The sequence below is a fragment of the Pantoea sp. B623 genome, from assembly GCF_024814475.1.
Taxonomy (GTDB): Bacteria; Pseudomonadota; Gammaproteobacteria; order Enterobacterales; family Enterobacteriaceae; genus Pantoea; species Pantoea ananatis.
On the sequence record NZ_JANUXM010000004.1, the window covers coordinates 810300 to 837242 of the forward strand.

Annotated in this window: 26 protein-coding genes and 2 pseudogenes; 10 read left to right on the forward strand and 18 right to left on the reverse strand. The window is 39.1% G+C overall.

All coding sequences use genetic code 11. From position 1 onward, the window contains the following. Positions 1-89: 89 nt before the first annotated feature. The 4 genes from NXS97_RS05680 to NXS97_RS05695 form a co-directional block, all read right to left on the reverse strand. Positions 90-374, reverse strand: a complete 285-nt coding sequence (locus tag NXS97_RS05680) for an acyl carrier protein (RefSeq protein WP_116219604.1) — start codon at positions 372-374, stop codon at positions 90-92. A 1221-nt stretch (positions 375-1595) separates the two neighbouring features. Beyond that, on the reverse strand, positions 1596-1814 hold the full coding sequence (locus NXS97_RS05685; protein WP_116219603.1) for a hypothetical protein: 219 nt from the start codon (positions 1812-1814) through the stop codon (positions 1596-1598). A 51-nt stretch (positions 1815-1865) separates the two neighbouring features. After that, positions 1866-2003 (reverse strand): hypothetical protein, encoded by a 138-nt coding sequence (locus NXS97_RS05690; RefSeq protein WP_158151111.1) that lies wholly within the window; start codon positions 2001-2003, stop codon positions 1866-1868. A gap of 58 nt (positions 2004-2061) precedes the next feature. Further along, entirely contained in the window at positions 2062-2967 is a 906-nt protein-coding gene (locus NXS97_RS05695) for a LysR family transcriptional regulator (protein WP_116219602.1), read from the reverse strand. A gap of 159 nt (positions 2968-3126) precedes the next feature. Between NXS97_RS05695 and NXS97_RS05700 the strand changes: the two are divergent. Continuing rightward, positions 3127-3854, forward strand: a pseudogene (locus tag NXS97_RS05700) (transposase); the annotation flags it as partial. 549 nt (positions 3855-4403) lie between these two features. Here NXS97_RS05700 and NXS97_RS05705 read toward each other — a convergent pair. Together NXS97_RS05705 and NXS97_RS05710 are read right to left on the reverse strand one after the other, a co-directional pair. Next, positions 4404-4667 carry a hypothetical protein gene (locus NXS97_RS05705; protein ID WP_116219601.1) on the reverse strand — a complete coding sequence of 88 codons (264 nt, stop codon included), beginning with the start codon at positions 4665-4667 and terminating at the stop codon, positions 4404-4406. Positions 4668-4753: 86 nt separating this feature from the next. After that, positions 4754-5569 carry a serine protease gene (locus NXS97_RS05710; protein WP_259231782.1) on the reverse strand — a complete coding sequence of 272 codons (816 nt, stop codon included), beginning with the start codon at positions 5567-5569 and terminating at the stop codon, positions 4754-4756. 88 nt (positions 5570-5657) lie between these two features. Here NXS97_RS05710 and NXS97_RS05715 point away from each other — a divergent pair, with 88 nt between their 5' ends. Further along, positions 5658-5972, forward strand: a complete 315-nt coding sequence (locus NXS97_RS05715) for a hypothetical protein (protein WP_116219599.1) — start codon at positions 5658-5660, stop codon at positions 5970-5972. 1 nt (position 5973) lies between these two features. On the opposite strand, the gene NXS97_RS05720 is transcribed toward NXS97_RS05715, so the two are convergent. Next, positions 5974-6762, reverse strand: coding sequence for a DUF4225 domain-containing protein (locus NXS97_RS05720; protein WP_116219598.1), 789 nt, complete (start codon positions 6760-6762; stop codon positions 5974-5976). 82 nt (positions 6763-6844) lie between these two features. Here NXS97_RS05720 and NXS97_RS05725 point away from each other — a divergent pair, with 82 nt between their 5' ends. The 5 genes from NXS97_RS05725 to NXS97_RS05745 are packed head-to-tail and all read left to right on the forward strand — an operon-like array spanning position 6845 to position 13441. After that, on the forward strand, positions 6845-7327 hold the full coding sequence (locus tag NXS97_RS05725) for a type VI secretion system tube protein Hcp (RefSeq protein WP_116219597.1): 483 nt from the start codon (positions 6845-6847) through the stop codon (positions 7325-7327). Between the two features lie 58 nt (positions 7328-7385). After that, complete coding sequence (locus tag NXS97_RS05730) at positions 7386-8447, forward strand: ComEC/Rec2 family competence protein (protein ID WP_116219596.1); 1062 nt, start codon at positions 7386-7388, stop codon at positions 8445-8447. Beyond that, the gene (locus NXS97_RS05735; protein WP_116219595.1) at positions 8448-9812 is read left to right on the forward strand and encodes an ABC-three component system protein; all 1365 of its coding nucleotides are present in this window, start codon (positions 8448-8450) and stop codon (positions 9810-9812) included. Beyond that, positions 9790-10338: an ABC-three component system middle component 1 gene (locus NXS97_RS05740; protein ID WP_181901407.1), complete on the forward strand. Its 549-nt coding sequence runs from the start codon at positions 9790-9792 to the stop codon at positions 10336-10338. The genes NXS97_RS05735 and NXS97_RS05740 overlap by 23 nt, the downstream gene beginning before the upstream one ends. Further along, positions 10319-13441, forward strand: a complete 3123-nt coding sequence (locus NXS97_RS05745) for an AAA family ATPase (protein WP_259231784.1) — start codon at positions 10319-10321, stop codon at positions 13439-13441. Before NXS97_RS05740 ends, NXS97_RS05745 begins: the two co-directional genes overlap by 20 nt. A 272-nt stretch (positions 13442-13713) precedes the next feature. Here the strand turns inward: NXS97_RS05745 and NXS97_RS05750 are convergent, their stop codons facing one another. From NXS97_RS05750 to NXS97_RS05770, 5 genes are all read right to left on the reverse strand, one after another. Next, positions 13714-14115: a hypothetical protein gene (locus NXS97_RS05750; protein ID WP_116219593.1), complete on the reverse strand. Its 402-nt coding sequence runs from the start codon at positions 14113-14115 to the stop codon at positions 13714-13716. Between the two features lie 95 nt (positions 14116-14210). Continuing rightward, positions 14211-14630, reverse strand: coding sequence for a hypothetical protein (locus tag NXS97_RS05755; RefSeq protein ID WP_116219592.1), 420 nt, complete (start codon positions 14628-14630; stop codon positions 14211-14213). Between the two features lie 12 nt (positions 14631-14642). Beyond that, positions 14643-16472 carry an integrase gene (locus NXS97_RS05760; RefSeq protein WP_116219591.1) on the reverse strand — a complete coding sequence of 610 codons (1830 nt, stop codon included), beginning with the start codon at positions 16470-16472 and terminating at the stop codon, positions 14643-14645. Beyond that, complete coding sequence (locus tag NXS97_RS05765) at positions 16465-17985, reverse strand: site-specific integrase (protein WP_116219590.1); 1521 nt, start codon at positions 17983-17985, stop codon at positions 16465-16467. The genes NXS97_RS05760 and NXS97_RS05765 overlap by 8 nt, the downstream gene beginning before the upstream one ends. Next, positions 17978-19195: a site-specific integrase gene (locus NXS97_RS05770; protein ID WP_259231786.1), complete on the reverse strand. Its 1218-nt coding sequence runs from the start codon at positions 19193-19195 to the stop codon at positions 17978-17980. Before NXS97_RS05770 ends, NXS97_RS05765 begins: the two co-directional genes overlap by 8 nt. 405 nt (positions 19196-19600) lie before the next feature. Between NXS97_RS05770 and NXS97_RS05775 the strand changes: the two genes are divergently transcribed. After that, positions 19601-20008 carry a hypothetical protein gene (locus NXS97_RS05775; RefSeq protein ID WP_116219588.1) on the forward strand — a complete coding sequence of 136 codons (408 nt, stop codon included), beginning with the start codon at positions 19601-19603 and terminating at the stop codon, positions 20006-20008. Positions 20009-20101: 93 nt separating this feature from the next. Here the strand turns inward: NXS97_RS05775 and NXS97_RS05780 are convergent, their stop codons facing one another. From NXS97_RS05780 to NXS97_RS05790, 3 genes are all read right to left on the reverse strand, one after another. Further along, positions 20102-20425 carry a hypothetical protein gene (locus tag NXS97_RS05780; protein ID WP_116219587.1) on the reverse strand — a complete coding sequence of 108 codons (324 nt, stop codon included), beginning with the start codon at positions 20423-20425 and terminating at the stop codon, positions 20102-20104. A 12-nt stretch (positions 20426-20437) separates the two neighbouring features. Beyond that, positions 20438-20644: an AlpA family transcriptional regulator gene (locus tag NXS97_RS05785; protein ID WP_061062976.1), complete on the reverse strand. Its 207-nt coding sequence runs from the start codon at positions 20642-20644 to the stop codon at positions 20438-20440. Between the two features lie 99 nt (positions 20645-20743). Next, positions 20744-21598 carry a DUF6387 family protein gene (locus NXS97_RS05790; protein ID WP_116219586.1) on the reverse strand — a complete coding sequence of 285 codons (855 nt, stop codon included), beginning with the start codon at positions 21596-21598 and terminating at the stop codon, positions 20744-20746. A 78-nt stretch (positions 21599-21676) separates the two neighbouring features. On the opposite strand from NXS97_RS05790, the gene NXS97_RS05795 reads away from it, so the two are divergent. Next, positions 21677-22801: a DUF4062 domain-containing protein gene (locus NXS97_RS05795; RefSeq protein WP_105078770.1), complete on the forward strand. Its 1125-nt coding sequence runs from the start codon at positions 21677-21679 to the stop codon at positions 22799-22801. Between the two features lie 211 nt (positions 22802-23012). Here NXS97_RS05795 and umuC read toward each other — a convergent pair. Next, a pseudogene (gene umuC, locus NXS97_RS05800) lies at positions 23013-24274 on the reverse strand (translesion error-prone DNA polymerase V subunit UmuC). Next, positions 24274-24513: a DNA polymerase V gene (locus NXS97_RS05805; protein ID WP_116219585.1), complete on the reverse strand. Its 240-nt coding sequence runs from the start codon at positions 24511-24513 to the stop codon at positions 24274-24276. Before NXS97_RS05805 ends, umuC begins: the two are co-directional and overlap by 1 nt. A gap of 277 nt (positions 24514-24790) precedes the next feature. Here NXS97_RS05805 and NXS97_RS05810 point away from each other — a divergent pair, with 277 nt between their 5' ends. After that, positions 24791-25717 (forward strand): methyltransferase domain-containing protein, encoded by a 927-nt coding sequence (locus NXS97_RS05810; RefSeq protein WP_210481222.1) that lies wholly within the window; start codon positions 24791-24793, stop codon positions 25715-25717. A 421-nt stretch (positions 25718-26138) separates the two neighbouring features. On the opposite strand, the gene NXS97_RS05815 is transcribed toward NXS97_RS05810, so the two are convergent. Next, entirely contained in the window at positions 26139-26942 is an 804-nt protein-coding gene (locus NXS97_RS05815) for a hypothetical protein (protein ID WP_116219583.1), read from the reverse strand. Between the last annotated feature and the right edge of the window lies 1 nt (position 26943).

The window sequence follows — 26943 nt, forward strand, 5'->3', positions numbered from 1 at the left end:
GCGGTTTAAACAATCAGCCCACATGGCGCTTAGGGCGTGGAATAGTATTCATTTTCAACTAACTTGAATAATTTTCTGTAGAATTACTCTCATCGAGCAGCACATTTATCAAAAACTAATTCAGCCAGAGTCAACGGAGATTGACAGTGTTTTTCCATCAATTCATGGGTGATTTCCCCAAGATCAATACTGTATTCTTTTTGGATGCCAACAAAAATGTCCAGAACATCGACAGAATCTAAAGCCAAACCTTCTTCAGTCAATAGAGGGGTGTCATCTTTAATGTCTGACAATTCATGTCCCCACTCACTTAGTTCGAGATCTTCAAAGATAATCTTTTCTTTAATATGGTTGATTACTTCATTTATATTCATATTTATCCTCAGTCTTTTAGGTAAATAGAACGTTTACCTATTCTTTAAGCAATTAGTAAATCCATCAATTCAATGTGCGTCTACTATGAAGTGTAATATTTCTGTCACCTCACAGAGTAATTGGTATGATTGAACGAAGATTTTTCAGGGGTGGTAACTTTATATTTTTGCGACGTAGCTTATTTTTCTACAGATACTCGAAAAATTCACGACCAACATGAGAAAGTTAAAGAATTACACACTGGAGGATGCAAAGCGAACGGCTTCTTTACGGCGGACGAACTGGGTCCAGTTTCCTTCGGTCAATGACCTGTTATTCTCTTTACGACGATCCTTTTTGAGTTTCCTCAACAGACTTCGGTTAGCAACATCACGCAAATCCGTACCGGAATGGTTCAATGGAGGAGAAGACAATTTACTGAACAATATCTTCTTTTCCGCAACGACCTTACTCTCAGGAATGTTCCAATTGTAACAGCAAGAGCGATCGGCGCATTGGACTAACGCAGCATATAAATACTTATTGTCAACGGAGCCAAAATATTTAATTCGAAGAATGCGTGAAGACGGGGAAATCTCACTACCGGGCTCAATGGGGATATCTGGTGTAATTGATGTCAGATAGACGATTCGTAGGACCATGCTAACGCACTCCCTGCTAGAAATTCATGTATATGCAGCATACATAGGGGCACCTGGCAGTGCCCATGCCGCTTCTTTGGTTTTAGGTCTCGAAACGGTCGCGACCGGGATATACCGTTTTTTCCCGTCCCTTTCGGTAACGGTCTGCGCCTTCGGTGATAGCGCCGTATTTAGTTAGGGCATGTTTAACTTCCCCCCTGCGCCCCTCTCGGCGCTTTGGGACTACAACTCGCGTTAAAAGCGTATCAACGCAGGTTGCCAGTTGCAATTCGGTTTTCTACATTTTGCAGATCTAACTACATGTACAGCATCGCTATTTAACACTAATTACTCAGCTAAATTTATATACACATTATATATACGGATATTTTAGCAAAATTTAAAAACACATTTCAAAATTGATATTAAATATATAAGAAATCACAGTACACTTATCCGGCCTCGTTTGCGCCTGACCAGGCCAAGGATTTTTACAGCCTGTAATCCTTTAACACAGAAAAGGGTCTACCGCTACTCTGTTCGCTAGCAACGGGAGGCAAACGCCTCCCGTTTCCGCGCTCTACTCATCATCGCTAATGATCATCTGGCTGATTTTAACGCCAATAGCTCTGTCGCTGTGCTGGCCTGAATGCACTGCATCACATCAGTTGAAAGATTCAAATTTTCGCTGATGAGCAGTACCTGCTGCTCTTTAGCATTAAAAATAACTGCTATTTTATTTAAATCCCATTTAGGATGGGGATTAACAGATTTATCAGATCGACCTGGATATTTATTCTCTTCCCGCCAGCTTTGCATCTTCCGTCCCTGCACTAATATGTCCCTTTCGGCAAGCAGTACTGCGTATTGTTAACTTAACTGTTTGCCTTTTGAAGAACACAGGTCACCAGTACTGGCTGAAGATGCAATTCCGGCATAAATATATTGTACCCCTGCAATGTTCAGGCCAGTCACATTACCACCGATAATCAGGATGTCTTGTTCCATAACCTGATACACCTGTGACCGATATTTTATGCGGCGTATATCAAAACATTTAGCCAAGCTAAACAATTGATTTTTTTTTATCAGGGTATAACTCTTGGTTAATCACTCTGAGCTGATTACGTAACTGTATGCAAAGGTAATCGACAAATTTATGCGTGACAGGGCTGAGAGAGACATCAGCGCGGCGCAGCAGGTAGAGGTCAATTTTCATTGGCGGTGAAATCGGATGGATCATCTCCGGGGTCAGATTATGGCGGGCGGTGAAAATGTCGGTGATACTGCATCCTACTCCACGTTTGACAAACTCTGTCGCCATGTAGCAGGTTTCCACATTCAACCGTGTCGTGGAAAAATCACGGCGAGTGGCGATGAAGGTAGAAAGTGTGTCGGGACCCGGAGAAATCCAGCGCTGCTGATCGATGTTTTCAATCTCGACTGCACCCTGCCGATAATCTTTGTCAACATAAACTAGTGGTACTTCGGCTATCAGCGTGGCCATGATTTCACCCTGCTGAACAGGCTGTAGAGTTAGGGCAAGATCGATTTCACGCAGGTCCAGTTTTTTGACCAGTGTCTCAGTATGTTCGGTAGTTAATGTCATTACCAGATTGCTGTTCTGTTGGTAGAAATCAGAGGCGAGTTCCGGTACCAGGCTTAAACCCAAGCAGGGTAAACAGCCCAAGGTGAATTTCGCACGAGGATCGCGGGCCAGGTTATCAGCCAATAAACGCAGGTTATCTAAATCCTGATAGATACTCTGGGCTTTTTCGAAAAGTGCGAGCGCTTCGCTGCTGGGTAATAGCTTGCCGCGCACCCGCTGAAAAAGCTTGAAGCCGAGCACCTGTTCCGCACTTTTCAGCGACTTGCTGGCAGCCGGCTGAGAGATGTTCAATGCTTCTGCCGCACGTGAAAGCGATCCGCATGTCATCACGGCGTAAAAGATTTCCAGATGGCGAAATTTCATAGACTATTAACTCAGGGTTATGGACCACGAAAAAAAACCATTTTATAACAAAAATATTACCTTTATGTAGCCCCCTGAAATGTAAGCATCCCGGTAAAACGAACCATTCACTTTTAGAGATCTTCCGACATACTGATTATGTCCTCTGAGGAGATCGCCATGCGTAAAGCCCGATTCACCGACCACCAGATCATTGCCGTTCTGAAGTCCTTCGAAGCCGGACGTACCGTCAAGGATGTCTGCCGTGAAGCCGGGATCTCTGAGGCTTCGTACTACAACTGGAAAGCGAAGTTTGGCGGGATGGAAGCCTCTGATATCAAAAAGATGAAAGACCTTGAGGATGAAAACCGTCGCCTCAAACAGATGTTTGCGGACCTGAGTCTCGAGTGCCGTGCACTGAAAGACGTTATTGAAAAAAAGCTTTAAAACCAGCGATAAAGCGGGAGCTCGTCAGCTATCTGACGGCCCAATTCGCCATGAGCATCCGCCAGTCCTGCAGGACATTATCGCTGAGCAGGACGGTCTATGTTTACCAGCCCGATACCCGGCGCGATGAACCAGTGATCCAGGTGCTGACTGAGCTGGCAGAGCGCTACCCACGATATGGTTTTAAGAAGTTGTTCCAGTTGCTGCGCAGGCAGGGTAACACCTGGAATCATAAACGTGTTCACCGGATTTACTACCTGCTGAAACTGAATTTTCGCCGTAAGGGAAAACAGCGCCTGCCGGTGCTTAATCCGGCTCCGCTGGCGACTCCGGAAGCGCTTAACCAGAGCTGGTCAATCAATTTTATGCACGATGTCCTGGTGTGCGGCAGACGCTTCCGGACCTTCAACGTAGTGGATGATTTTAACCGCGAAGCACTGGCGATCGAAATTGACCTGAATAACCTGAAACCGGAAGAGTACCGGCTGATGGCCGAAAAACAGGAAACTTCAAAAAGTGCGTGGAACTAAAACGGGTGTGCTTACATTAGCACCAGGGAACCATACAAAAAAAATAAAAAACCAGAAGCCTTTCACAGGCCTGTCCGGTTTGTATAGAGATTAGGTAATGAGTTACAATCAGACTATTGTAAGACAAATGAATGACGCTCATTATGAACAAAATGTAACTCGAAGAAATGCCTGTAAAAGAAGGGCTTACACCAAAGCAAGTCTCTGTGATACGTCAGCATGCTGAGAAAGACGGTTATCCTTATCCTTGGCTCCTTTCACAGTTAAAGAAAAGATTCATAGTTGCAATGATATTAATAGCAATCCTTCTCACTGGACTCATTTATATCATTCGCAGTGGTACAAAAGAAAACCTTGTTTCGTATTCAATCACGCTTATAGCAGGCTTCACAATTCTTTATTCCTTTGAAGCTTGCATACAAAGCATTTAAATTTTTGAGAAAGCACTCTCATGTTTTATAAAGTCGATAATAAACATTTTCATTTTTTCAATCGAAGAATCGCACCGCCTATTGCAATACATTCACCACTAGAGACATCTATATAATATTTTATTGGATTAGGCATACTTTCCATCATCCACGGAAGTTCTTCAGAAAACTTCAAGTCAGAGGTTGAAATAAGCCAAACAGATTTACCATTTAGCGACGTTCTCTCGGTCTCATGAAAGCGTTCATCCCAACCAGAATCATTTTTAATTGCATATTCTTTTGCAATTCTAATGGCTTCTTTTTCTGTTATCATATCTGAACTACCCTTCAATGCTATGTTATAAGATATCCCGTTTTATACTAGGGGATATCTTGATACACAACAAATATTCAAATTATCTAAACAATCGCATTTTCTAAATATGAATTAATTTCATCAGCAAAGTCGATAAATGTTGATCCAACTAAAAAATCACCTCTTTTAGGTCTATGTTCTTTAAATATACCTACAGCTTTAAGAGCTATATCTCCACTCTTTTTATTAATAATCATCTGTGCAATTACACTTCCGCTCATACCTGCAAGAGAAGTAATTGTTTTATTTGTACTTGCATCTTCAAAAATAACATTCCTTTCTTTACCATCAGCAACAAAATGGAAGTAAATATCTTCGCTTTCTCTTTCATACAAAAAATTATGAAAATTTATATTTAGGGGATACAAGCCTTTCTCTGGACGCATTTTATGCAGTTTGTTAGCTTTTGATGGATATCCAATGATAATAAATGAGGATGTTTTCTCATATCTTTCATTATCGCATTGATTGTCGAAAACCATGCTATGAGGTATCTCTTTCATTATTTTTTCAGGTATAGGAATAATGGCGTAATCTTGTTTGTCATTGAAATAAACCTCTAAATGCTCAAATTTAAACTTCTTCCCATCAATTGAAATGAAAGAAAAATCACTCTTTTGCATATCTTTTACTACGTGGGAGGCAGTAACAATGCATGGCATATTACCTCTTAACAGGCAGAGGAAACCACTGCCAATCAGAAAAGCCTCTTGTTTACGATGTGGTTGAGTAATAAAAAATGAAACAAGTGCGCTTAGCCATTTAGAAGATAATTCAGTGGATTTATTTTCCTCAACCCACATTGGGGACCAGTGAATAATAGAAGGATAAGGATAAATTAATTTCGAGTCTTCTAACATTTTCATCTCCTTTGTATAGATTTTTTTGCTGGTATTAACTAGGTAAAATGAGTTATGATCGATATAAACACACAGTCTTGGTGGATTTATGAACATCTTTGAACTTGAAAAAAAGCTTGCTGAAAAAGGTTTTAATGCAAAAGATATTTCAGCTCTAAGAATGCAAGCCGAAAAAAGTGGGACTACGTATCCAGCTTTGCTTAAAGAACTTAGTATTCGTTTTATAGTCGCCTCAATACTTGTTATCATCCTCGCTATTGTTTGGGTATATACGCTTGCATACAAAGATAACCTCGCAATCATCTCTTACTCAATAACAATGCTAATCATAGCCCCGATTTTCTACATTTTTACCCCAATGAAATTAGGCTACAAAGCATTTCGATATTCGAGAAACAAATGATTTATTTTTTATTATCGTATATTGATTTTAAAGCCGAATAGTCATTATATATTTCCACTCCTAATTCAAAGCGGCTCATATCTTTGATACCCCTAACGAAGTCGGAGTTCACGTAGTAGAAAAGTCGAAATGTTTCAGGTTTTCTTATCAGCCTAAACATGCCATAGGCAGAGAGAGCAAGATCCATACTACTGTAAGCAATTTCACCTGTTTTTTGATCAAAGCCTAAGAACTTGGCTGCTCCAATGTAACCATCTTTTAAGAATCCCTGGGCGTCTTTTTTTCCTGTAATAACATTCATTACCCCCTCCTGTACGCCATTCACTCCATGTAGTGTGAGCATCGCACCAAATCCAACACCTATTATATTCCCGGTTGCAGCTGAAGCGGCCATGACTCCAAACCCTGCCACTACCTGTAACCCACTCAGCACGACCCCTACACCATTGATTACATATCCCCAGGAATCACCTTGCTGAACGAACTTCACTGAAGCATGCAATGCTGCCTGGCCAGTCCGAAGAAGCTGATCTTGTCTCATGAGATTACGATGTTCTTCTTTCAGATTTTGTATACATTGCTGGCATTCTTCATCTGGGGCACCTGAACGGATAGTATCCATTTGTGCATTAACAAAAATCTTCACTTCATCCTGAAACTGAATCCTGTTGTAACCATCAGACAGGTGAATCAAAGAGACGTGATTTGTCGTACTAAGTAGCTGGTTTGCCTCAGCATGAGCCATAGTCAGAAAGTAATCCTTGAATCGGTCCGGTTTCCAGTAGTCCATGGCTGTGCCTTTATGTCATTATACGTATCGTTAAGTTTATTTAATCAGATTCCCCATCACAGGGAAAGCAAAAGGACCAGCTATGAGTACAGATCTCTTCTTAAAAATTGATGGCATTACAGGTGAATCACAGGACAGTAACCATAAGGGCTGGATTGCTATTGAATCTTTCACATGGGGCGCGAACCAGCCAGGGAACATGTCAGTTGGAGGCGGAGGTGGTGCTGGAAAAGTTGAGTACCGCGATCTCTCGGTTCAGGCCCTTATAGATAAAGCAACTCCAGCTATCATGCGCTATGTCTCTAACGGCAAGCATGTAGCGAAGGTTGAGCTTTCGGTGTGTAAGGCCGGTGGAAGTCAAATCGAGTACTGCCGCATTACTCTTGAAGACGTTCTCATCACAAATTTGATTTTTAATGGCACTACAAGTCGTGACCTGATTGGTATCTCATATCAATTCCAGGCATCCAAAGTTAAAACACAGTATTGGGAACAATCAGCAAGCGGCGGCAAAGGTGCTGAAACACAGTCAGGCTGGGACATTAAAAGAAACTCAGAAGCTTAAACGTCAAACTAATGATCGTGTTTGGTTTATTAAAAAAATAACATCCAAAGGAAACAATATGAACACCACGATTCAAATTCTTCACGCTTCATATGGAGATTGCCTTTTTCTTAGCCATATTGATGGTGAAAATATTTTTAATCTTTTAATAGACGGTGGACCGACAGGTACATTCGGTCAACTATATGGTTATGCTAAGCCTCTACGCTCATTAATTGAGCAATTAAAGGAGAAAGGGCAAATTATCGACCTTGCTGTAATTACTCATGTCGATGAGGATCATATTGGCGGATTCTTGGAAGCTATGTCACATGATGAATATTTGCCTAAAATTGTTAAAGAGTTCTGGTTTAATTCGTATACATTAATATCTTCATTAGGTAAAGAAACTGATGCTGCCTCGATTAATAATCAAGTATCAGGTATATCAGATAACGAAACTAAAACAAGTATAACCCAAGGCATAACTTTAGAGGAAAAATTAAGCAAACTTAATTGGTTTGATAAAGCAATACATAACCAACTCCAGCCATTAACGAGATCAGGACTAGAATTTACCATTTTGTCACCATCTCTAAAGACATTGCAACGACTTGGCAAAAAATGGGAAAAAGAATCCTCTGATAGTGATAAAAAGACAGCAACAAAGGAAACTGACCATCAGTTTCCTTTTACCCATTTTTTTGACAAAGATGATTTTCTATCTGATCGTTCTGTACCTAATGGTAGTTCAATAGCATTTCTACTAACAATTGGAGAGAAAAATATTCTGCTCTTAGCAGATTCATATTCTGGTGTAGTTGAGAATAAATTAAGAGAGTTAGGCTATAATCATAACAACAAACTAAAGTGCAGCATTGTTAAAATTTCCCACCATGGCAGTAAAGGAAACACAAGTGCAACATTACTTTCAATAATTTCATCTGAAAAATATATTATTTCTACTGATGGATCTATATTTGGCCACCCTGATAAAAAAACAATAGCCAGAATTCTAAAGGCTAATAGTGAAAACAATATCTATTTCAATTATGAATCTGTGATAAAAAAAATATTACTGCCTGAAGATAATTTATATGCTAACAGATTACGAGTCTGTGATGAAAAGATGGTGTTATAAATGACCATACATGAATTTATTAGAATGCACGCAGTTAAAGTTAATAATGGCAGTGGTGTATTAGTACACTGCCTGTCGGACGAATTTTCATATGTGCTTACAGCCAAGCACGTAGTCAAACCTATAAATAAAACTTCAGGTTCAGAAAAAAATGTTGATGCAAATGAGGATGAAGGTAAAGTTGATTTTGATAATTTAATTGAACATACAAAAGTTATAACATGGGAAGGAAACATTATAACCGTTATTGATATTTACCCCGGTAATAATGACTGTATTTTATTAAAAATCCCTCTAGTTCATAACTTACCCTTAGTAAGGTTTAAAAACAATCAATTTGATCATAAGAGTAATGTTATTTTTGGAGGATTTCCAGAATATCGCGATGGTGAAAAGGATCCTGAAAGAAGATTTAAAACATATGAAGGAAAAGCAAAACAAGTTGATAAGGACTTTTACTTAACAATTGAAGGATTTCCTCCAAAAACACAAATAGAAGGTTCATCTGGCAGCGGTGTCTATCTCATAGTTAGTGGAAAACCCTATCTTATTGGAGTTGAGATAGAAATGGCCGGACCACAGCCTGACGAACCAGGCGTAGTTTTATGCTACGATATGACACGTTTTGATGAGATTGTTGAAAAAAACAATCTCCCTGCAATACTTCCTTCTTTTTTATCATGCTTTAGCAAAATAAAGGCTAATACGTTCGACTATAAAATTAGTGATGAAGACTTGCTCCGATCCTTGCGTAATCAACTTCACCAAAGAGCTCAACATTTAGTTAACAACGGCATACCCAAACCTTTCGAACTATTGAAGCTGTATGATAAATGCTTGATTGTTAATGGACAAGACGATGATGCCATTTATGATTTAGATCTCTGGTCTGCATATTCGGAATTTTTGATCCTACACTCTTTGCTAAACGATGAAAATTCAGTAAGTATGGACTACTTAAAGAAAATAGAAAGGAGCAGTAGGTTCGTTTATTCTAGAAGCCCAGATGGTTGGCTTAAAGATATTAACAACATAATTTCTTCAGCTAGAAAGTTACTTGATCATGGTGGTATGTTAGTTGTTTCAAGTAAAGATAATTCAAGTATACCAATAGCAGATAAAGGTTATATAAAACACTTGGTAGAAAATATTACGCTCCCTGAGATTGATTATGATGACGTTAATGCTATCGATATTAGTGAGGGCATTGAAAGCGGCGAGGTACCTTTTAGTTTTGTGCTTCTGGGTAGCCTTCATAACGAATGTGTTACAAGAAAGCCACATTTATTTTTAGGAAAAAGCAAAAATCAGCATTTAAAAATTTTAACGGAAAATTATGCAGATGAATTTAAAAAGTGCAAATAGTGAGCACATCCTTAAAATCCAGAATGAGTTTCCTGCATTTAAGTTTGATCTATTCACTGCAGGAGAATCAGAATTTGTGAGTTGTATAGCATGCTGGATTGAGGACTCTGAAAGTCTTAGCGAAAATTGGAATGCTATTCAAAACATAATAGCTCTACTATATAAAACGGAGAAAAAGTTTGCCAGGTGGAATGTATATATTGCTTTCTTCTGCAAAGAAAAAATAAACCGCCCCCTCCGGTTAACTATTGAAAATGATAAGTTCACAGCTCGAAAATTTGTTTTTGACTCTTGTACTGAAGAACAATTTTCCAAGGAAAAAAGTTTTGCAATCAAGCGGCTTAACTATGAGATTTTTGAAGTAGATTTAGAAGTAGCGAAAAATTATGGTTCTATAATTCAATACAAATCCACACCTATTGTATCTAATATAAAGAATTACTCTAAAGAGACGATTGAAGGTAAGTTAGAGATAGTAAAAAAATTGCTACTGGAGAATGATACCAATGAAAATAAAGAAAGTTGAAATTCAAGCCTTTAGAGCGTATCAACAGAAATCAAATGGTACTTTTGATTTCATGGTTCTTGGAAAAGATGGAAATAATATTCCTGCAAATTTCATATCTCTTTATGCACCTAATGGATTTGGAAAAAGCTCGTTTTATGATGCTGTAGAATGGGCAATGACTAATGGATCAGAGCGATTTAGTGATGGTATTTATGAAACTGCAGCTAGAGGTTCAAAAAATGATGATGAAGCGCTACGAATATTGAGAAATATTGAAGCTCCTAATGATCTTGAAACCTCTGTTTTAGTTGTCACTACTACTCAAAACTTCGAACGTAAACCTGGAAAAATTAGAAAAGACGGGATCGATGTCGACTTCAAGAAAAAAAAATTGGCCGAAGGATTTGAAGAGTATAGAAGAATATTTCTTTCACAAGAGGCAATTGATTTTTTTATTCGAGGGATTGATCCAGAAGATCGTTATCAAACATTTATTGAAGTCTATGGCGAAGAAACAGAATTACTACGTCGAGATGTTCAAGCTTTATATTTAGACCTTGGAGAAAAAATCGAAAAAAGCGAAAAGTTAAAAAATAGCTTACGCCTTGAAATTGAAATACCTGTAGATAATTTTTTAATAAATAAATTTCTTGAAACTGCCAATGATTTAAGAAAAATTGGAATTCCAATTGAAAAATTACCTAATAAAATTCGTGATACAAAGTTTGATGAGTTAACAGAAGAGTTGACAACTACGGCTGCACAAATTCAGCATACACTTGAGATGATATCGAAAAGAGAGCAAGCATTAAATGAACTAACTGCCGGAATTGAAAATAATCATCGTTCATCCAATGAACTATCTACACAGATTAAAGAAGAAAATTTTTTAATACAAGCTATTGAAGACATTGATAAGAGAACAGCTTTAATTAGATCTCAGCAAGAATATAAATTAGAGATTGATAACACTGAAAATGAAATTCAAAAAAGCAAAGTTGCGAAATTACATTTAGAAAAATATCGCTTACTTAACCAGAGCAGATTGGCTCTTTTGAGAGAAATAGATTTTGAGAATTTGCAAATTAGAAATTATCAATTAAGCATTAATGAAATCGACACATGTAAGACTGAATTGAAGAAACTCCAAGACGATCTACAACATCGTAAAGCCAGTTATGAATTGTTGAAGTACGGGGCTAAAAATGTTTTTGAAACTATTGATAAACTTTTAGATGAGCAGAATCAACTTAAAGAAAAATTAGAAATTAATAACGAAATCTTATTCTCCCAATCAACAAAGTTAGCAGAAAAAGAAACCCTCCTTTCTACCATTAATAAAAGCAAGAAAAACATTCATGACTTAAGCATCAATGATATAACATTATTTGGATTAAGCACTGATGTTTATTTCGAAATAAAGTCTAAAACGGATGAGATTCACTTTATTGAGAATACAATCTCAAGCATCGACCTTGATATTAATTCACTACAATCACATTCAAATTCTTTTGATAGACTTGTCGCATTAGCAGGCGAAATCCTGAAGACTCATCCCGGCAGTAATTGCCCTCTATGCCAAAAGGAACACTATTCTCTTAAAGAACTTGAAGAATCAATTTATAGCAATAATAAAATAACTGATATACTCAAAGAGAAATTAGAGCAAAGAAGTTTAGAAGCCCTTAAATTATCAGATTCGAAAAAAAAATTAGAAATCAAAGCATCTGTTCTTGCAAAACAAAAAATTGATTTTTTGAAGAAATTAGAGCTTGATATAAATGCATTAATCAATAGCATTTTACACATAGAAAAAGAGAATAATTCAATTGAGAGAAGATTAGAATTATCGCATAAAGAATTAGTATCTAACAAATCTGTGATATTAAATTTATCGCCTGAAAAATTATCAATAAAAGTGGATGGAGAAATAGAAACTCTTACTAAAGAAATTGATAAAAATCAAAATAAGATTTTTTCATCAAACAAAGAATATGAAAGACTTATAACTGCAAATTTAGTTAGTAACACAAAAATAACTGAGTTGAAAAAAAGTTTAATTGATATAGAATCTCGCACTGAATATTTCTTAGTCCTTAATCATATAAAGGAACATAATCTTAATCACGAAAGACTAGATGAAGAATTTAGTAAAATTGAGTCAGTTTATATAAATAAAATAAAAAAAATCCGTGGTTTATTTTTAGCGACTCAAAACTCCATTGTTTCAATTGAGAAGAAATTTAATGAAGAGAATATTACCTTAGATATTAATGTTCTGAAGAGTAAATTAGCTTCTTGTCTTGACAGAAAAACTGAATTAAATAAAAGAATTGATTCTTATAATTCTAGATTTAAGTCTCTTGTAGGGGTTTCGATTTTAGACAATGTTGATCATGTCAGTAAGCTGAACATTGCAATTCAAAATACTTTAAATGAAAAAGAAAAAAATAATAATTACTCAGAAACACTAGCACAGTTCACAGCTCTTTTTGATGCAGTGAAACCACTCATTAATCGAGAGATACTCATAGTACAACTAAATTCTTTGATTGAGGAACAAAAAAAGCATGAAAAACTGAGAGCAAAAGTTGGCGTTGAACTGCAAGCGATAAACGAAGTGTTAGAGCGTCAACTTGATAGCGTATTTCAAACAGATCTTATAAATGAAATTTACAGAAAAATAGATCCTCATCCTGGATTTAGTCAGGTGAAATTCACTTGTGGGTTCGGTCTTAGAAGTAAACCGACCCTTAACGTTATGCTAAAAAATAACGATTCTGAAAAACAGATATCTCCTCTACTTTATTTTAGCGCAGCGCAGTTGAATATTTTAAGTTTGAGCATTTTTCTTGCAAGAGCACTGAGTGCTAAATCACCGAGCGGCATGCCGCTCGACTTAATATTGATTGATGACCCTATTCACTCTATGGATTCCATCAATATTCTATCCACAATTGATCTACTTAGAGGTATTGCTCTTAATCATAATAAGCAAATTATCATTTCAACTCATGATGAGAACTTTTATGAGTTACTTAAGAAAAAGATTCCTTCCGAACTATGTCAGTCTAAGTTTCTGAAATTGAGAAGTTTAGGACATGTTGAAGTAGATATTTAGATCATTGGTGACTAAGGCTTCGAATGAGATGTTTTTATAAATCTTCGAAGCCTAACTATTATTTTTCAAAAGAATTTTATGTAAATAGAAGGGAATTTGAAAATTTCTATTAGAAAGCTATGCCAATCTATTAATGCAGAGAAAAATATAATTTCAACAAATATTCAAATAGATTTAGCACCATTAGAAAACTCCATCTTTTAATGTAAAGGTCTTTTGCTTTATTCAACCTTCCGTATAGTACCCTATTTAATTTTATATCCATGATTTCTTTATTTTATCTTCATCTCGTTTAATTTTTTTAGAAGAATGTTTTTTTCATACTTGGCACGCTCCTCACGATATATTCCCTCAGCCTCTTCTTCATTATCAATCGCATAATGAATCATAAAGCGAAAGAAAAAAGTGATCTCATGTTCATAGCCAAGGTGCTGAATGATTCGTGATGAGCTTGATTTTAGAGCGTTAGATAGCATAGATAAGATCGTAAAACGATCAGCGAGATCTGTTTTAGATAGTTGAAGGTAGTACTTAATGTAGTAGCCGACACAGAATAGCCAGATATAGCGAATTATCTTGTCATGTGCAAAATCTGATTTTTTTAATCTCTCAATGAACATTTGTAAAAGCAAAAGTAGCTTTTCTTCCCTAGAAAGAGCGTCTGTATTTTTCATAGATTGCGTCCTTGCAAAAATGATCAACCACTCCCTGGTTGTATATACAAGATAACATATAATTTAAATTGCGCAATATCTGCGCAACTAAATATTTAATCAGCATTCGTTTCCCTGTCTATCTTGGGCAACCCATTATTAAGTTGTTCAAAACTGATTCCGTGATTTATAGCATTAAACTGCCATACAACAAACCTCTCTTCCAGAATCCTGAGCTCTTCTGCCAGTACTTTATTTCTGAATTCGAGATTACTGATACGCTGTGAGGCCATTTTTAAATTAGCTGGCCGTTTTTCTTCATCGTTTCCAGACTTAATATTTTTCTTCTTAATATTGAAAGCCATGACAATATCTTTGTGAAGCCCCAGTGACTGACGGGTTGGTCGCTTACCAATCAGAGGTTCAAGCCTGTCACAAAGATATTCCCATGAAAGCTTACCTGACTTCTCACTGTCCCAACCTGCTATTGTGTTTTTAATTATGCTGATGTCTTTATTATCCAGATGTTTAGCCATATGACTCTCCTTTTAATTATGATTTATCCTTTCATTTCCAATCAGTTCATTTCTGCTCGCGCCTGTGAGATTTTTCATATGTGTAAAATCATCACCCTCCAGTCTTACCAGCGCCCCGTCCTCAAGATTTTTGCTTTTGAGTAACGCTATCAAATTCAGAAGTCTTGCTTGGGTTTTTTCGTGATAGGCCACCCACTTGTCAGCCCCGTATTCCTCTTCCATATCAACCTTTGCCTTTTCAACAAGCTGCTCTGTGTATGCCGCAGTAGCTTCCAGCCTGCCTAACGAGTCTTTGTCCCCTTTCACACACGTATGATCGCTGCAATTGATACAGTCCCTGAACTTCGTACACGGTGAGATTACGTAGTCATGAGTGCAGTAGCCGAACTCTGTCACGTGAATGGCTGCGTGGCCTGTATCTTTGACATCAATACGCCATGAAGGGTTTGCTATAGCTCGTGGGGTGGTGTTTTCTGGTTTAATGCCAATATTCTGCACATTATGCTGAACTGACTCCCGAACCTTCTCTTCCTGGCTGACGTGGTTATAGGTTCTGTTCTGTGTTTCCCTCACTCGTCCTGACCACTTGGCTAGTTCAAAATCTCCAAGCCCACCCCGTTGTGCAATCGTATTAAGTAAGTGTCTTGCCTGATGACTTTTGAGTGAAAGGTTATTCCCCTTTGACCCTTTGTAGCCGTGCCTGTCAAAAATCGTAGAAATGCAGTGCGTCTTGCGATACTCAGTGCTCCCCAGATTGGCGCTGACAAGTGTGGCAGTTGGTCTGAAAAGACTTCTTTGTGTTTTTATACTTGTGCTGAGTTGATAACGGAACAGCAGGCAGAGTGCGTTGCTGTATCGGATGTTCTTTTCTTTATCGTACCAGGGGAAGTCTGGGTAAAGCTCTCGGCCCTTACCGGAAATCTCAATCTCTCTGGCATATGTCCGGGCGTTTTCTGAAAGAGTCCTCAGCCTCCTGATAGCTATCTCAGCAACCGGGACCATGACTTCAGGTATCCATTTCACATTTCCACCAAACCCCTTCACGGAATAGAATCTCAGCCCGTATCTCAGCTTTCCTTCCCTGTCCGCCTCACGGATTTCACAATCCGCCGGGAGCGTCAGGATTTCGGTAACTCTGGAAGGTGCGCACATAAGCAACGCAAAGACAGAGCTTATAAACACGTCCATTTCTGAAAGCTGATCGTCTGGAAGTGCGAAGATTTCAGCGATAGCATTCAATGACTCTTCGTCAGGTAACTTTGCCTCACGGGCCTCTTGTGCAGTTTTAGTGAGCCTGTGGCTTGCTTCCGGCGCTTTAAGCGGGCTCTTCCAGAGAAGTGACTGCGTGATCAGGAATTCTTTTTCTCTGAGAAATGAAACTAGTCTTTCCAGTACTCTGCCGCAGGCGTGCGCTACTGCTTTGGTGTATGTGCTTTTTAAGGTAACAACGCACTGGTCCAGAACTGTGAGGTTAACGTACTGAATATGACTCCGCCCATTGACCTGCAATAGGGCAGCCTCAAGTGTTCTGAAAACGATATTCAGACGCTGATTGATTTTCTTGCCTCCATTCATGTAGTAGTAAAGGACATAGCTTTTAGCGAACTCAATAAAATTCTTGTCTAATGGCTCATTTACAATAACAGAGCTTTTTTTGACGCCTTTGACAGAGGTTTTAGTGAAAAGGAAAACTTTTGACCAGTTAACCTCCTCCCAGCTCACAAGGTCGTTTTTATTGAGAGTGAACCGACAGTAGCTTACAAAATCATCTATTTTCTGCGCGCAATATTTTTCCCTGCGCGTTTCGAGCACTCTTAACTTATCATTTTTAATATCATTCATTTAACACCTCCGGGTTTGATTTGATTTCTTTGCACTTATTTATCACCTCTGATATTGCAATAATTGTTCTGTCCAGTATCTGTGTAGTCACAGGATCAGACACTATGCACTGAATCCTGTTACGCTCATCGAGTAAATATTCGAGTAATTTTTCATGCGGCCCTTCAACAAAAGGTCTGAAATGCATGCAGGTGTAACAGGGGATGGGCACACATGCTGTGCAGGATTTGCAACTGGCGCATTGCCCTGACTTTTCACCAGTATTGATTCTGATGTTGCCGCCGGGATATTTATCCTCACTTTTGTTAATTAGCACTCCCTGAAACATCTTTGCGTAGTAGCCAAGCTCAGCGGAAACGGCATCTTCGATTTTATTTAAACTATCTGGACCTGACTGAACATAAACGCCTGTATACATTAAAGTGGAATGATCAAGTAATTCGCCTATGACGACTTCTCCGTAACCCTCTCTTGCGAGCCGTGTACCTAACGTATAGCGAAACCGCCGGGCATTTATATTTATTACTTCACCCGTCCTTTCCGAGATTACATTCTCTGTTGTAGCTATTCTTTTGAGCGTTTGAGTACACTTTATCGCATAGGCATGAAGTCTGTCTGAGGAAAGAATCTCATGTAGATTCTCACAATCAACAATCGCTTCAAGCCTTTCCTGACAGACAAACAATGGTAATTCTGATATCTCTCTTTCAGAGAGCTTTCTGCCAAGCTGCTTGCTAAAATCCTCAGAAACAATACGAGCCTGTTCTTTAAATATGTTGAATAATTCATTTGTAATTCTGAATCGCCTGAATGATGCTCTGTATTTTTCACCTTGCTTTATTCTGGGGATATTTATATAGCATTCGTTTATTGCTCTTTCCTTTATGATATCTTTCGTTTTTATCTGTGTGATTTGTAAACTTCTTCTTCCCGTATGAATGGTAATTAAGGCCATTGCCAGATCAGAATAAGATATCGTATCCTTCTGGTATGCACGTGAGACAGCATCGTAAAAGTTATCAAACTCCATATCTGTCAGGGGGCCCTGATAAGGATCTCGTCTTTTAACTACCACCCCCTTTTTATTGTCTTTTATCGTCCAGTTATCAACGAGGTCTACACAATTTTTGGTAATCCCCTCAAAACCTAGTTCATACCATTTTTTGATTAGGATTCTGAGACAAATGAGATCCTGATTCGAGAACTTATCACTTAATTTTGTTGTTAGCATTACAGCTTCGTCAATTGAATCAAAGCTCATAAACGAAATGAACTTCATGAAAACCCTGTTAATTTGCTTAACAGAACCGGGGCTGATTTCTTCTGCGAAATATTTCAGTGTATTCACATAACCGAACCTGAGATTATCTGACAACCTTTTAGTTACCTCACCCACATTCAATTTTATATTTCTACTTAACTCCCAGAATTCATCATCCAATCCGAATGTGTAACTTTCATTTTTTGCATGAAAGATATCTCGATGCGCATTCTTAAACCTTAATTTATTCATAGGAGACCCCGCTGCGCTTTTTAAAGATATTATCCTGAAGTTGCAAGGCTGCTTTTACTGATTCATTAACAATAAATCGTCTGTTGTAGATTTGTGCTGTTCCAGAACCCGGCTCCCACCCCATATGGTTGGAACGCATTTTCTCTTGCATCTCTTCACTCACATACTCAGTGCTATCATCCATTAGTTTCGAAAACAGATAGTTCCAGGTGTGCCTGAACTTATGTCCGGTTAACTGGCTTAAACCTGAGTCAATGCTTCTCAGTCTGTAAATGATCTTATGGTAAGAAGGAACGGACAGAGGATCGCCACGTGTCTCACCTTCTTTGTGAGTAATAAATAGGTATCCGTGCTTTTTCTTTCTGATATTGGCTTTTCTTTCGCCTGTAATATATGAATGGAGAAGTCTGGTAAGTTCGTCAGACATGGGTAAATTTCTTTCAAGCGTTTTTACGAGTGGCTGATTGACTCTTGTGTCCTCAATACTGTCAGCCCTTCGTCTTATGAAAAGCATTTGCGCTGCAAAATCAATATCTTCTACTCTCAGGTTCAATAACTCTCCACACCTTATCCCTAGCGAATGTAATATCGTGACTATAAGCTGATTTCTCTGGCGAACTTTTTTGTCGAATGGATTAAATTCACATTGAGGATTAATAACAGAATGAAGCATATCCAGGTCTTCTTCTTCAATTGTTTTATAGACATTGCCTTCTGAATTCCTGTATTTTATTTTCGGCCTTCTGGCTTTTATTTTTTTCACAAAGCAGGAGATTTTCCTATAGCAATCATCTATATTCTTGATAGTTAGCTGACACAACCATTCGAGATATTTCGCTATTGTCGTAAGCCGTATGTACTTTGTCGCACTGCATACTCCAAGATGATGATCTTTGATATTAATCACTTTCGCAGTTCTCATCCTCTTTCCGACAAAATCCCGCAGAAGATCAATTTCGTTGTTATCCAGGAATCTTGCTGTTTGAATTCGCTCTTCAATGTCTATATTGCGTATAAAAAGAAACCGATAAAAAAGTGCGATACAACCTGCCTGAGTCTCAATTGTTTTTATCGATTCACTACTGTTTCTCAGTTGTGTAGTAATAAATAAACATGGATAAAATACCGGGATACCTGTTTTCTTGTTTTTTATAATGCAGTAGCGCTCACCATTTTTCATTTTAAACGTTTTAATACCAAATCTTTCCATAAACCCTCCTTTTTTTCAGTTAAATTCTTTGCAAAATAGGTATAGGTTAAATATTCAAAAACAATGACATACAATTTTTTTGCAAAAATATTTTATTAATATACCGCTTAACAACTGTCAATAAAGGAAGAGGCTAAATATTCTTTCCAAATGTTAATAAGGTATATATAAGGTTATTTCTATTTACCTGATAACTTAAAAACACTCTGCGCAGTTTGATACTACTAACTTCGCTTTATTTCCGTAAAGAATTTTGCAAAATTTAAGCTATTCTATCTCTTAATTCTTTCCATTTTTATCGACAACTTTCACGGCATTAATTTTTAATAACACAACTATTTAACTAGTCAATACTTGCTTTTACTTTATCATTTGTTATATATAAATAAAAACCAGGGAGAACCTATGATTGATATTAAAAATAACTTAGAAATTATGTGGATATATTTTCCTGAGAATGAAAACGAGATCCTGCAAGAATTAAGTGAATCATCTGCCTTCGAGTTCTATGATCGCTATCTGCTAGAGTTATCAGCAAGTGAGTTCCTTGATTTCTTCCAATATTTATCAGACTACAAAATCGATAATCATCTTGATGATAAACATTCAATATCTCAACTCATTAGCTATGGATTTGGTCAGAAATTCACTCTCGACGGAGAACCGCAATTCGAAAACTTTATGTCTATTCAATCACGTGTTGCCGATCTTAGAAGCGAACATTTAACTCAAAGAATTAAAAATGAACAGGAAGTGTTGGATTCGAAGATTGAACCACTATCAGAAACCATAAAAAAGCCAGACAGATTGTAACTCATATATATGAAGGGCCATGCATATGATACATGGCTCCATTCCTGTTACTGCCAAATTAACCCTATACAAATAAGATTTTTTTAAAAAATCTTAGAACTTAAAATTCTTAAATTCATGTTCAGATTTAAATAAAAGGATCATTTTTGCCAAATTTTCAACATCTGTTTTCTGTTTAAATAAATTCATCCATATTGAAAAGACCGCGTACTGTATTTTAAACTCAAGTTCAAAAATAGCAGATACTGCCCCCTTTATATTCCCTGAGAGATATTCTCCCAACCAGAAAGCAATGCTTTTAGAAAATTCATCATTACACATGGCTACAACTTCGTCATGTTCGAATTTTTCATCAAATGCTTGTTTATTTATGTCCGCGAAATATTTATTAGTGCTGATAAAATCGTTCAGTTTCATAATAAAGCCCTCTTAAAAGGTTTCGCTTCGTGATTTAGAAATTAACATTTCAATCCATTCATCAATTTCACCCTCAATAAATGCCACCGCACGAGAGCCAATCTTGATAGGTTGAGGAAACTGCTTTTGATTGATCAACTCGTAGATCCAAGAACGGCTAAAACCAGTCCTCTCAATCACAGCAGGTAAACGCATTAGTTTCGTATTTTGTGTTTTCATGTTGCTCTCCTCGGTGCAGTTTCGACGAGAGCAAATGTAAGGGAGATATGGAGAGGAGGGTTAGTGCGACTCAAGACAACAGAACCGCTGAAGGATAGGTCAGTTAGAATCCGAGAGTTTCATAACCTCCGAAACCCTCATGTTTTTCAGGTGTAGGTTTCGATTTATGAAGAAGTTGAACTGCCTAATAAAATCTATGGTCGCAGCTTTCATCGCAAGGGGTCTGTCTGCGTCTTTGATATGGTAGTGCAGACGAATAACTGCCTCATCATCTTCGTCTGTGTACAAAAGTCTCGACAGCCTGTCGTCTGAAAGGCGTAGGTCATTCATTTTTGCCCACAGAAGCACGTCGAGCATTGCTATGAGCCGATAAGAGATAACCTTCTTAATTGTGCCGTAGCCGAAGCGCACAGCTCTTGACTCGTCAGCTTCAATCCCCTTCACGCGTCTCCATTGCGGAAGAGCTGATTTGATAGACTCTGCAATTTCATCGTCTGTACCACTGGCAAGGTCGATTTCTAAAAGGACGGTGCTTTCACATATCGCTGACATAACCGTAGATACATATGCTTCATGGTGGGGAAGGTTTACGCAGTACTCGTCACTACCTTGCTCCCAGGAGAACAGATTGACCCGGAGACAAGTTACACTAAGTTGAGCAAGTCTGGTTATATCAGTAATGAAGACGTGAGGAACGCTTTGAAGAGTTTGATCATCTTGCATGTAGTTAAGCTGTTCGGGCTCGAAGAGGAAAGGCTTCCCATTGAAGATCTGTCTCATGTATCCACCAAGACCGACCTTTTCCTCTTCAGTCGGCCATGGCTTAAAAAGAAGGGCTCTTGCCCATAACTCGTGGTATAGCGCATTGAGCGTTGTATCTTCAAAACTTTTATAGTTTTCTATGTTCAGCCAAGCTTTAACTGCTCTTGTATCTTCAGCAGACCAATTTTTCATAATTTTCCTATTTGGTAATAAAGGTCGACTCACGATTAATGCCTATACTTATTAATAACCTGTCTGCTGAGAATTCATATGAATATTTTCATAAGTTCGTTGATATCGGGTTTTGAAGATAAAAGAAAAGCTGTCAAGGATGCCGTTTGTGTTCTTGGGCATAAACCACTTATGGCAGAGGATTTTGGGGCTAGAGCAAATTCGCCACAAATCACTTGTCTTAACGGTGTTCGTGAATCTGACGCTGTAATTTTGATTTTAGGCTCTCGATATGGAGCGATACAACAGTCAGGCCTATCAGCAACCCACGAGGAAGTCATCGAAGCTCGTAACACCAAGCCCTTGATTATCTTCATCGAAAGTAAAATCAGCGAAGCGGAACCTGAACAGGATAAACTGATAAAGGAAGTAAGTACTTGGGAAAAAGGCCTTTTTAGAGGGGAATTTTCTTCAGCTGAAGATCTAAAAGCTAAAGCTCTTAAAGCAATTCATGACCTTGTACTTGCCCGTGCAGTAGCACCTCTTGATCCTGTGGGCCTTAAAACTAGAGCAGTTGAGAATCTGCCGCGCAGTAACCAAACTTTTTCACAAAGCGCAATCAATCTGGATATCTCAATTGCTGCCGGCCCTGATTCAACCATTATCCGTCCTGCTCAAATGGACTCTAAAGAGCTTGAGGATAAGTTATCAAAAGAAGCTCTTTTCGGCAGGCATGCTATCTTCGACAAGCAATTTGGCACAAATGTATCGCTTGAAAATGGAGCGCTGTGTATATGTCAGACGCTAAACCGGGATCTTAAGAATCTTGTAAAGCTACATTCTAATGGCGATCTACTGATCTCATTACCTTTGGCTTCACCTTCAGGAGGCCTTCCCGCCATCATCGAAGAACAGGTAACTGAGCAGCTCTCAAAAGCTTTAGATTATGCTTTATGGATCTACTCTGACATCGATCCTACACAACGATTAACTCATCTCGTGCCTGCACTAAGCATATCAGGTGGCTCCTCAGCCTCATGGAAAACTCAGGCTGAGTACCTGGCTAGTCCCAATACTATGTATTCATCATTCTCAATGGGACAAGATAAAGCTCCGGTCTTCTTGAACCCAGCTCATGTTGGAAGACAGGCATTTACCTTAGATAAGCTTTTATATATCGAAGATTTCATAGCCCTCTTACGTCGACAATGGAAAAGTAAGTAATTTTCATAAGCACATGTTTTAGGCATATGCATAGGCATCTTTAACATATATATCAGTTTTAAATACTCTTAAATTCATAATCTTAGTTTAACTTTTCAAATCCTCTCGTGCCGACCAAATTACTCTTAAAAAGCAGCCTGTTATGGCTGCTTTTTGATTGCCTGCGATTTGTGATGGTAAAACAATGGTAAAAAGATGGTAAAACTCGCCCTCATTTCACAACTGGCAGGTCTGCAAAACGGGTCGTGTAAGCAGGTGAAAGGATCTCGCGCTTCATGGCCCAAGACTTTTCAATACCCTGACCTGCAAAAAATAAACTAGCTTTGCCACTCTGGTTAAGCCCATCCACAACACGCATCAGAGCTTCGCTGTTAGGCTGTGGCCGGTACTCATCAAACAGGTTAAGCTGAGACACTCCCTGGCTGAAAAAATCGCCCAGCATTACTCCTGCTTTCATATAGCGGTGACCGTTGAGCCATATCTGATCCAGTGCGTCCATCGCCACCCGGATAATGTCGCGGGTGTCGTTAGAAGGCGTGAGCAATTTCCCGTTGGCCTGATTGCCGTAAAACACCTCACCCTCTGCATGCGGGCTGGTACGGACAAATACAGCGATCTGTTTGCAACACTGACTTACCTTCCTTAGCTTCTCCGCTGCCCGTTCTGCAAAGGCACAGACGGCCTGACGCATGTCCATGTATTCGGTGATACGTGATCCAAACGAACGTGAGCACACTATCTGCTGTTTTGTTGGTGCGAACTCTTCAAGCTCTAAGCAGGGCTCGCCACGCAGCGCTCTGACAGTTCGCTCAAGCACAACGTTAAAATGTTTACGGATGATATACGTACTTTGTTCGGCCAGGTCTTTAGCCGTGGTGATACCCATGGCATTAAGCTTTTTGCTGATGCGCCGCCCAACGGCCCAGACATCCTCCACAGGAACAAGGGCAAGCAACTTTTTCTGCCGGTAAATGTTGGACAAATCCAGAACGCCGCCTGTCTTACTCCACTTTTTAGCGGCATGGTTAGCCAGCTTCGCAAGCGTCTTTGTCTGCGCTATACCAACGCCAACAGTGAGGTGGGTTTCTTGTTTGATTCTGGTCGTACCTTTCGCCCGAGATCATCAAGTGACGTAAGACGCTGCATGCCATCCAGGCACATGAAAGCTTCATCAATTGAATATATTTCGACTGCCGGGGCCATTTCCTCCAGGGTCGTCATGACGCGATTACTCATATCGGCATAAAGCGCGTAATTTGAACTGAAGACCTGAACGTTATGCCGCCTGAAATCATTCTTAAGTTTGAAGCATGGCGCCCCCATAGGTATCTGCAACGCCTTGGCTTCTGCAGACCGGGCAATTACGCAACCGTCGTTGTTGCTGAGAACAACGACAGGTTTTCCGCGCAGGTCAGGTCTGAACACTGTCTCACAACTGGCATAAAACGAATTAACGTCAACCAGGGCGAACATCAGAAGCCACCATTGGGGTTGAATACCTGAAACAGACGGTCCTCACCCTCAGATGTTGAGATATCCCTAAAGGTTGTTGTGTGCGTTTCTATCCACTTGTTGGCGGCGCGAAGCGTGTAGTGCCAGTTAAGGCGTTCAAGCTCACGTACAAAGTCGAGTGTGTTGAGTGTGTAGCGCCCTTCACCGTCGCGCTTAATGGCCTGACGAAAGGCAATCATGATTTCATAGTCGCGGGGCATTGTTTTACCCTCCAACTTGAACTGTATATAATTACAGTATTATCAATCGGTGAAACCGATCAAGTGCGCAGAAAGGGATATTTGTAAAGGTGTTGGCGGATAAAGGTATTTTTTAAAACCTATATAGTAAATAAAGTTATTAATAGCTTTATAATAGTCAACTTAAAATGATTTATTCATCGTTTTTTGTTTCTACTTTTCACATGCTGAGTGATATCTTTATTAAGTTTCTTTTATGAGTCTAACTGATGCCTTTGGGCTGGGATGGGGTTTGAAAATGAGAGTGATGGAAAAGTGGATTTTTGATAACTTACAAACCGAAAAGCTAGGATTGGAGATATCGCCTCTATTCAGGCCCGCAACTGATAAAAAAGTACATAATGTACATTACACCGACTACACAACGACCCAAGATAATATTTCTAAGCATGCTCATTATGATCATCCAGAGATAGTAGAAATAGATTTTGTTTGGACCCCTGGCCGACAGCTTAAAGAGTGCGCCCCCACAAATAATAATTATGAATGGGCAATAGCGTCTCATGTTTTAGAGCATGTTCCTGATCCGGTTGGTTGGATGCTTGAGGTTTTTGCGGTGTTAAACGTGGGCGGCATACTGTCCCTGGCTTTACCTGATAGAAACAAATGTTTTGATAGGAATAGGAACCTTACTGAGGTGTCAGAATGGATTCATGCCTGGCTAGATGAGGATAAAAGGCCAAACTCACGACAGCTTTATGACTTCCTGTCAAATGTTACAACAGAAGATGGCTCAGGTACGGTATTGGATAAGAATCATTATTCTAAAGAAGAGGCGCTTAACTTCACCCTCAACTCTCATTCTACTGGTCAATATTTTGATGCTCACTGCTCTGTATTTACCGGGCATAGCTTTACTGAAATGATAAATGAATTAAATTACTTAGGCATAATGAATGTAAAGGTATCTGAATTTAAGGAAGGTTTCGATGAGTTTTATGTGCAACTCACAAAGGTTGGAGAGCCCAAGATAAATAGACCTGATGCATACTTAAATAATGCAATGGACATTTATAACCTTGAAAAAGATTTACAGGCAAATATTGAAAACCTTGAGCATCATAAAAAAGCATATCGAGAGGCGATTGTCGCCCAGAACTTATTGAAGTCTGAAATATCCAGGCTAAAAAACAGAAGCCTGATAAAAAGAATTTTAAACAGGTAATAGCCGGGCGCATAAAGCGCCCGTATCTATTTATGGAGGCGGGAAAACTGAGTAAAACCACTTCATATACGCTACATATCTTGGGTCGATGTCATCAAACTCAGCGTATCCCGGCCAATCGTCTGGGTTTTGAGGGCATCAAAAGACTGTAAATACTTTATCATCCTCAATTTGGACATATTTCATATAGTGAACCCTGAGCAATAGATCACAAAAGAACCAGTACCAGATGTGGCATTGGATGTTGATACATAAATATATCCAGGTATTGTGATTGGCATACCAGTGTAACCTGAGGACACCACCGCCGGAGCTGGTATGTAAGCGCCAAACTGCCTAATTCCTTGAGACGTATTTGAAGAGTTTAAGGTTACAGAGAGAGTACCTGCAGATGTGCTCCCGAGTGCAATTAATCCCTCGATTAACTTCGAGTTAAGTGGGGCAATTGAACTAATTGAAATTTGGGTTGGCGTAAGGTTAGAGAGGTTGATAGGATTGTGCTTGCTCCAAAATAAACACTTCTTCCTACTACAGTAATTATTTTAAACTGACTGCTCGCCGTTGGCACGATTGTCAACAGCGCAGAAGCCGAATATCCGGCTGGCATGTTATTTCCGCCATAAATTTCCCCAATCTGAGCAGATGCAGTGACTGCCAGCAGCGCCGATGTGTTTGTGGTTGGGTTGTAAATCGCATAAATACCCACAAATCCATTCGCAGGAACTGTGCCGGTATCCATGCCGCCCGCGCCAGTTGCCGCCAGGTTGATGGTCTTGCTGAAGGTACCGAGGCGGTACTGACTCCCCCCGAGCGTTGTAGAAACAATAATCTCGTCAGCCGTAACTGTCGCTGTTGCAGAAGCTGAAGTGACGCTCATTGCCAGATTTCGGGTACTTCCAGTGATACCCGCTAAAACGCTTCTTACACCGAGATTTTCAACGGCTTTCGCCTGGGAAGCCGCGCCTAAAGACTTGATCTCACTGAATGCATTTGATGGCTGTAGGAAAAGAAGTTTCAAAGCAGCGAGCAACTGATTCTTCTTCGATTTATCGACAGCGAGCCCAGCCGCCTCGATCGGTGCGCAAAGTTCTTCCTGCACAGCATCAAAGAAATCTGCGTCCAAAGCTGTGGGAAGCTCACCTGTCTGAGGGTTTCCGATGGTAAAACCGTTTTTACCTGCGCCAAATTTATCAACCTGAGCGGTTGGGGTGTCAATACGATGCATA

Excerpts from the sequence above, each read along its gene's own strand:
- NXS97_RS05790 (WP_116219586.1), bottom strand. The coding sequence starts at position 21,598 with ATGAAAAATTGGTCTGCTGAAGATACAAGAGCAGTTAAAGCTTGGCTG.
- NXS97_RS05780 (WP_116219587.1), bottom strand. The coding sequence starts at position 20,425 with ATGAAACTGAACGATTTTATCAGCACTAATAAATATTTCGCGGACATA.
- NXS97_RS05775 (WP_116219588.1), top strand. The coding sequence starts at position 19,601 with ATGATTGATATTAAAAATAACTTAGAAATTATGTGGATATATTTTCCT.
- NXS97_RS05740 (WP_181901407.1), top strand. The coding sequence starts at position 9,790 with ATGAATTTAAAAAGTGCAAATAGTGAGCACATCCTTAAAATCCAGAAT.
- NXS97_RS05695 (WP_116219602.1), bottom strand. The coding sequence starts at position 2,967 with ATGAAATTTCGCCATCTGGAAATCTTTTACGCCGTGATGACATGCGGA.
- NXS97_RS05810 (WP_210481222.1), top strand. The coding sequence starts at position 24,791 with ATGAGAGTGATGGAAAAGTGGATTTTTGATAACTTACAAACCGAAAAG.
- NXS97_RS05765 (WP_116219590.1), bottom strand. The coding sequence starts at position 17,985 with ATGAATAAATTAAGGTTTAAGAATGCGCATCGAGATATCTTTCATGCA.
- NXS97_RS05720 (WP_116219598.1), bottom strand. The coding sequence starts at position 6,762 with ATGGACTACTGGAAACCGGACCGATTCAAGGATTACTTTCTGACTATG.
- NXS97_RS05680 (WP_116219604.1), bottom strand. The coding sequence starts at position 374 with ATGAATATAAATGAAGTAATCAACCATATTAAAGAAAAGATTATCTTT.
- NXS97_RS05760 (WP_116219591.1), bottom strand. The coding sequence starts at position 16,472 with ATGAATGATATTAAAAATGATAAGTTAAGAGTGCTCGAAACGCGCAGG.
- NXS97_RS05750 (WP_116219593.1), bottom strand. The coding sequence starts at position 14,115 with ATGAAAAATACAGACGCTCTTTCTAGGGAAGAAAAGCTACTTTTGCTT.
- NXS97_RS05705 (WP_116219601.1), bottom strand. The coding sequence starts at position 4,667 with ATGATAACAGAAAAAGAAGCCATTAGAATTGCAAAAGAATATGCAATT.
- NXS97_RS05755 (WP_116219592.1), bottom strand. The coding sequence starts at position 14,630 with ATGGCTAAACATCTGGATAATAAAGACATCAGCATAATTAAAAACACA.
- NXS97_RS05745 (WP_259231784.1), top strand. The coding sequence starts at position 10,319 with ATGAAAATAAAGAAAGTTGAAATTCAAGCCTTTAGAGCGTATCAACAG.
- NXS97_RS05770 (WP_259231786.1), bottom strand. The coding sequence starts at position 19,195 with ATGGAAAGATTTGGTATTAAAACGTTTAAAATGAAAAATGGTGAGCGC.
- NXS97_RS05785 (WP_061062976.1), bottom strand. The coding sequence starts at position 20,644 with ATGAAAACACAAAATACGAAACTAATGCGTTTACCTGCTGTGATTGAG.
- NXS97_RS05815 (WP_116219583.1), bottom strand. The coding sequence starts at position 26,942 with ATGCATCGTATTGACACCCCAACCGCTCAGGTTGATAAATTTGGCGCA.
- NXS97_RS05690 (WP_158151111.1), bottom strand. The coding sequence starts at position 2,003 with ATGGAACAAGACATCCTGATTATCGGTGGTAATGTGACTGGCCTGAAC.
- NXS97_RS05715 (WP_116219599.1), top strand. The coding sequence starts at position 5,658 with ATGAACATCTTTGAACTTGAAAAAAAGCTTGCTGAAAAAGGTTTTAAT.
- NXS97_RS05725 (WP_116219597.1), top strand. The coding sequence starts at position 6,845 with ATGAGTACAGATCTCTTCTTAAAAATTGATGGCATTACAGGTGAATCA.
- NXS97_RS05735 (WP_116219595.1), top strand. The coding sequence starts at position 8,448 with ATGACCATACATGAATTTATTAGAATGCACGCAGTTAAAGTTAATAAT.
- NXS97_RS05805 (WP_116219585.1), bottom strand. The coding sequence starts at position 24,513 with ATGCCCCGCGACTATGAAATCATGATTGCCTTTCGTCAGGCCATTAAG.
- NXS97_RS05730 (WP_116219596.1), top strand. The coding sequence starts at position 7,386 with ATGAACACCACGATTCAAATTCTTCACGCTTCATATGGAGATTGCCTT.
- NXS97_RS05710 (WP_259231782.1), bottom strand. The coding sequence starts at position 5,569 with ATGTTAGAAGACTCGAAATTAATTTATCCTTATCCTTCTATTATTCAC.
- NXS97_RS05685 (WP_116219603.1), bottom strand. The coding sequence starts at position 1,814 with ATGCAAAGCTGGCGGGAAGAGAATAAATATCCAGGTCGATCTGATAAA.
- NXS97_RS05795 (WP_105078770.1), top strand. The coding sequence starts at position 21,677 with ATGAATATTTTCATAAGTTCGTTGATATCGGGTTTTGAAGATAAAAGA.